Here is a 6,245-nt window from a genome sequence, read left to right as displayed (position 1 = left end):
TTATCCCCCTTTAGTTTTCTTTTATAGCTTCCTGTAAGGCAGATACTGCACATTATATGCGTATTTCTAATACTTTCTACTCTATCACATACTCATACATTCTAAACTGCCTGTTTCCAACTACCTCATAAAATATGTTTTCAGTACTTATATATATCGCACTGCAAGAGCATGGATTATCCATACATTATTATCTCTTTCATTTACTTTCCACGCTACCCTTTTATACTCTTTATTAGAATTACTGTTAACTATGGCACACGCCTTAATAATTCCTTCATATACCTCAATCAACCCACCCAATCGCCTAAAAATATTATTATAGTAGACTTTTCAAATTATAGCAGCTCTCTATAACCCATATTTAATTCTAGCACGCGTAAGCTTTCCAAGCAGTCCATCACCAAAAAGAAATGCACACACAGCCGCTCCACCCGCATGCATTGCATCATAAGGTGCTCCGGTTATGTACAGAAGCTTCAGTGCCTCCCATGATATATTGACACTGCCTGAATCCGTATATGTGCTGTTCATCATCATGGCTGCAATATTCATAATTCCACCATATATAACAAACACACTTATAAATGTAAATATTGTCACTGTGATAAAATTACACGGTATACGGCTTCTCATAAGAAGAACTGCCATAATAATTCCAGCAAGTCCGAAAGCATACACCTCCAGCCAAAAAATGTCTCTCCTGGCTTTGCGGTAAATAAATACGCAATATATCCTACAAGCTCTGACACAACCATACACACAACAGGAACAGCCATAACTGACAGACCTGTTCTTACCTGCTTTCTTACAATCTCTTTCTTATCATCAAAATATCCTACAAGCTCCGGTTTGTAAAATGCAATTCCTGCAAGAACACCAAGCAGCCCCCACGCAGCCATTTCCCACGGGGTCCATACGCCCTGCCCCATAAAAAAATTACATACAAATCTTGACAGTACACCTGTAAGAAAGCCTGTCTGTGGTCCAAATGCAATCCCTGTTATTATGACAAGTGCTGTACCCGCATGAAGCGGTATCGTATACGCACATATTATATTAGCAACAACTGTAAGAGCTGACATAACTGCAATCATCACAACATGCCTTGCCTTCGGCTTCCTCTTTTCAAATGCAAAGAAAGGAATGGCAATTGCAACAGCCAGTATAATAATGCTTATAAGCATGTAATTAACACTCATTATCTATTATCCTCTAAACATCTGTGAATCGCTTCAACAGCTTCATCACATGTTACACAATCTTTGAAAAAATCGGACATAATCCTGTTAGTATCTGTTGTGAAAAATATATTGCCTGCAAAGAAGCTGTGTGAATCTGTGTAACTTTCTATGTTTCTGTCAAATATTAATCCACATTTGTCGGCAAATAATGCACAGAATTCCACATCGTGTGAAACTATCACAATAGTTTTCCCCATATTCTTTAATTCTTCCAGCCATTCACCCATCTTTTTACAGAAGAACGGGTCAATTCCTTTAGTTGGCTCATCAAGCAGAATAATATCCGGTTCATACAGCAGAATCTTTGCAAATGCAAGCCTCTGCTGCTGCCCTCCACTCAAATCATACGGATGCTGCTTTCTCACCCTTAGAAGTTCCGTCCGCTCCAGCATATTCTCAACAAATTCAATTCTCTGTTTCCTGTCCATATCCTTAACAGACACATTCCCCTTATCCATGACTGCCGATGCAAGCTCTTCCTCAACACTTATCTGACTAAGCAGTGCCATTGGATTCTGCGGAAGCACCGCACATCTTCCATTCACCTTCACCTTACCGGATATAGGCTTTTTAATTCCTGACATAAGTCTTAAAAGCGTCGTCTTTCCTGCTCCGTTGCTTCCAAGCAGAGCAGTTATCCTGCCCTTCTCTATATCAAAGCTGATATTTTCAAGTACATTTGCAGAATTCTTAGTGTATCTGAAAAACACATTTTTAACTGAAACCGCTGTATCCCCGGTTTCGTAATGCTTATCCTGTGATACATATGAGCCTCCTTTAATATTAAGACTGGCTATCCATTTCCTGCCCTCTTTAACTGTAAGCGGGCAGTCTGTTTCAAATGTAATATCCTTCTTACACCCCTCATATATCCTTACAGATGAAGGAAGCCCGTAAACAAGCGGATTCTCTGTCTTAACAAGACTTTCTGCTGTCTTTCTAGGAGAACCATTATATATTAGCTTTCCATCCTCAAGCACAAGCACTTTGTCCGCTTTAGAATAGATATCCGCAAGATTGTGTTCAACACACATAATTGTTATTCCAAAATCCTTGTTAAGCTCCAGAACTGTATCTAAGAACTTCTTCTTAGCAAGTGGGTCAAGCTGTGCCGTCGGTTCATCAAGCAATAAAACCTCTGGTCTCATAACCATTATGGAAGCTAGATTAAGAAGCTGTTTCTGTCCGCCAGACAATTCCTCTGTATTCTTATCATACCAGCCCGTAATTCCGAAATATTCAGACATTTCTGCAACCCTACGCCTTATGTCTGCATTCGGCACGCCGAGATTTTCAAGTCCAAATGCCAGTTCATGCCACACCTTATCAGTAACAATCTGGTTGTCAGGATTCTGTCCGACATACCCAATCTTAACTGCAGCTTCTGCCTGACTTAAGCTGCTTATCTGTCTGCCGTAATATTCTGCCTTTCCACTAAGCCTTCCCTCTGGCATCATACTTTTATCAAGCATCTTAAGAAGAGTAGTCTTTCCGCTTCCCGAAGCACCTATAATCAGTGCAGCCTCACCCTTCTTTATATCAAATGTTATATCTTCCAGTACCAGTCCGTCACTTCCTGCATACCCGAAGGAAAGTGATGAAACATTAATAATTGTGTCTGTCATTATGCAATTACCTTTCGTTATATGAACTTCGTCTCTTATACTGCACATTACCAGTTATCTCTATTATCATTGGAATCAATGTCAGTATTACAAATGCTGTAACTGACAGCACTCCTTCAACACCTGATTTCGTAAAATATATTACTGGAAGATAATATACTGCAAGCTTCTTTCCTGCTATCGGAATAACAGCCATCACAAAACATACCAGCATTATAATTATCGTAAAAGTATCCTTTAATGTGAATCTGAATCTGTTAAAGCTTGTCCTTCCTTTAAGTCCATACCCCCTGCTTTCCATAGACATAGAAGTTTCCATTGAGCTTTCAAGTGACCATGTTATAAGAGTTGAAAATTCATTCGCAAAATGTCCGATTTTTTCAAAGATGCCATTCTTATTCTCCACTCCTCGAAGTCCCATCTGCGCGTCATGTATTTGTCTGCCTCTCTTTCTCATAAGCGGTATCATTCTTAATATCATAGAAAATATCATGCCAACAGAAGGAATAAAACTTCCGAACAGATACATCATTTTCTCCGAAGAAAGATAACTGGCTGCAACACTGCACCATTGTATGACTGCAATTAATAAAAGACTTATAACTGCACCGTATATTATATTCTCAAAACATACCATGTTATCGTTAATATAAAACAACGGTGTAACTCCGCTGTGATTAAAAATTGGCTGGATTAACACAGAGAATATAACAACAGGAATTGTTATCATAATATTCTTCTTAATAAAAGAACCACCCTGCATATATATTCCAAGGGCAAGTGAACCTGCATACGAAACCGCCAGTATTACCGGGTTCATTGTGAACATGGTTATCACCAGCACAAGTGTAATGTAGATAAAATTCGTCCACGGATGCATTGCTGCAAATGCTGAATATTTAGTTACTTGTCGCCCAGCTGGCACACGTATATCCATTTTATTACATCTCCATCTTTTACTGTATACTGATTAGCCGCCATCATAGGCAGAACTCCATTAACTCTGTAAGTCCAGCCACTTTGTGGTCCTACATTCTTCTCTGACAGATTATTAATGCTTGATACATACGACTTATCAGAATTAGCAACTATCGGAATTACAGGATCATGCATTGCTGTAACTGCTGCAAGAACATCATATACAGTAAAGCCTTCAACTGCAGTGTATGTTGTAACTTCAAGTATAGTTCCATCATCAGGGATACGTGATGCAATTGACGGATTAACAGTGTCTTTTCTCGCTGTCGCATTATCGCATCTTATCTCTATAGTACAACTGATTACCTTGCCTGCCGGCTGGTATTCTGTGAATTATTCCCTGAATCATCATTTCCCGAATTGTTACTTCCTGAAGTATTATTCCCTGAATTGCTGCTTTCTGAATCATTGCCACCTGATACGGCGTTTCCGTTACTCCTCTCTGATTCTCTACCACCTGAACCGGAATTATTATCTGTAACTGTTATATTATCCGTTGAGCCAGAAGCAGAATTGTCATCTGAAACTGTTCCATCACCTGTTCCATCAAACCTGCCGTTGTCTGTGGCATTTGTATTATCTGTACCGATGGTTTCATTCTGTAATCTATCATTATTATCTGGTCTGGCTGGCTGCGTCTGACCCGAATCTGCCATATTACTGAACTGCTTTCTGTAGGAATCAACAGAACGGATTCTTACATTGGTTATTAAAAATATAACTAAGGCAAGACCTATTAACACAAGACCAATCTTTTTTATATTTCTGTATTTGTTAAACATTCATATTTCTCTTTAATATTTCTTATTGATTTTACTTTGAAATAATAACATATACAGTCAATCTATTCAAACTTTCTTAACAAATATAGTTCTTGTAAAAATCTAACACCAGTATCCTAGTTCTACGCCTTTCTTGTATACACCAATTCCCTTTGAATAATATCCATAACAGTTAAAATGTGTCCAGTCATATCTTAATTGTTCAGATATATTACCTTTCATGAAATTCTCAAGGTCATCAGTTGTTGTATCCAGACCACAATCTGTTAAGCCGTTCTGTATCATATATGTTCTCGTATTAAAAAAATGCTCGCCATATGCTTCTCTTAAGGCTGCTTCCCATGCTGTATCACCGATTCCCACATAATTACCGTCTTCTCCATACTCTCCCTGATTAACATCTACTGAATCAGCCGGATCATCCGTATCTCCGAGTACTATATAATATTTGCATCCAGAATTAAGTATTATATTATCATATTGAAGAATAAGCTGCTGATAATCATTTTCCCAGCCTCCATTACTTCCCATTTCGAGTATCAATATATCTTTGGCACTTCTTTCCTGTGATGCCCTTGTCATTGCCTGTGTTCCGCCTGAAATTGTAACTTTTTCTACGCCTGAAGTTTCTGCTGGTTTTTCTGTTGGCTTCTCCATTGGCTTTTCATCAGATGTTTGTGACTCTGTTTCTTTTATCACTATGTCATGTTCTGTTACTTTATCACTCTCTGCTTTTATATCTGCTCCCTGTCTTGAATATGTATCAGTTTCACTTTCATATATAACAACGCTATAATCTGCCGTATTATCATATGCCGCATATCCCTTTGTAAGTTTTATACTTACGTATCCATCTTCTGCGTTATCAACATCACATAAATAACCATTTATATACATATCTCCCGGATAAGGATCATAATCAAATCCATATCCGCTATAATCATCCGCTTTAAACACATTTCCATCTTCATCTATAATACGTGCTATTGCTGAGTCAGTCTCACTTATTGTAATATCCCTGTCAATATACACTTTAGTTCCACCAGCACGAAAAGTAATATAACTGGAATCTTCTCCTGAACCACCAAGATTATGTGTTGGTATGTTAGTCATATTTTCTATTGTAACAGGTGTAGTCCACCCATATATATCAATGCCATTTACTTTTCCTTCAGTTGCACTTCCGGCTCCTGCCATCATACTATCTCCATAACATGTTATTTCTCTCTTCTGTCCATCATATGGGATAAACTCGTCCGTAAGCTGCCTTGGCGGAAGTTCAAATGCCTCTTCATTTTCTGTTGATATCTCATTTTCAAAAAAATCTTCAACTACTTCCTTGTCTACTACTTCAGCACTCTCTTCCTGCGTTGTATCTTCTTCTGTGGTTTCCTCTTCTGTAGTTTCCTGCACCATCATTGTATGTACAGTTGTTTCTTCCATATTTTTCTTTTTTGCATTCTTATTATGTCTTAATTGCACAGCAATTACCGAAACAGTTATTAATGCTATAACTAAGACTGCAACCACGCTTATAAATATATATTTTCTTCTATCTTTAGTACCTAGTCTTAACATGTCTTTCATATAATTTTCTGCCCTTTCTTTAGTTATAT

7 protein-coding genes are annotated in these 6,245 nt (G+C 38.0%); all 7 read right to left on the bottom strand.

Translation table 11 applies throughout. The annotated features are described in order from the left end of the window. Positions 1 to 351: 351 nt before the first annotated feature. Positions 352 to 636 (bottom strand): hypothetical protein, encoded by a 285-nt coding sequence (locus DW963_RS11520; RefSeq protein ID WP_147347598.1) that lies wholly within the window; start codon positions 634 to 636, stop codon positions 352 to 354. Then, complete coding sequence (locus DW963_RS11515) at positions 633 to 1,202, bottom strand: ECF transporter S component (protein WP_117915880.1); 570 nt, start codon at positions 1,200 to 1,202, stop codon at positions 633 to 635. The genes DW963_RS11520 and DW963_RS11515 overlap by 4 nt, the downstream gene beginning before the upstream one ends. After that, complete coding sequence (locus tag DW963_RS11510; protein ID WP_117915878.1) at positions 1,202 to 2,869, bottom strand: ABC transporter ATP-binding protein; 1,668 nt, start codon at positions 2,867 to 2,869, stop codon at positions 1,202 to 1,204. Before DW963_RS11510 ends, DW963_RS11515 begins: the two co-directional genes overlap by 1 nt. A 7-nt stretch (positions 2,870 to 2,876) precedes the next feature. Beyond that, complete coding sequence (locus DW963_RS11505) at positions 2,877 to 3,806, bottom strand: energy-coupling factor transporter transmembrane component T (protein WP_117915876.1); 930 nt, start codon at positions 3,804 to 3,806, stop codon at positions 2,877 to 2,879. Then, positions 3,773 to 3,982: a DUF4430 domain-containing protein gene (locus DW963_RS11500; RefSeq protein WP_117915874.1), complete on the bottom strand. Its 210-nt coding sequence runs from the start codon at positions 3,980 to 3,982 to the stop codon at positions 3,773 to 3,775. Before DW963_RS11500 ends, DW963_RS11505 begins: the two co-directional genes overlap by 34 nt. A 167-nt stretch (positions 3,983 to 4,149) precedes the next feature. After that, positions 4,150 to 4,629, bottom strand: coding sequence for a hypothetical protein (locus tag DW963_RS11495; RefSeq protein WP_117915873.1), 480 nt, complete (start codon positions 4,627 to 4,629; stop codon positions 4,150 to 4,152). Positions 4,630 to 4,731: 102 nt separating this feature from the next. Next, on the bottom strand, positions 4,732 to 6,216 hold the full coding sequence (locus DW963_RS13815; RefSeq protein WP_243004330.1) for a hypothetical protein: 1,485 nt from the start codon (positions 6,214 to 6,216) through the stop codon (positions 4,732 to 4,734). Positions 6,217 to 6,245: the final 29 nt, after the last annotated feature.

It is taken from the genome of Eubacterium sp. AM46-8, assembly GCF_003466705.1.
Lineage (GTDB): Bacteria > Bacillota > Clostridia > Lachnospirales > Lachnospiraceae > Lachnospira.
This window is presented reverse-complemented; position numbering and strand designations above follow the sequence as displayed.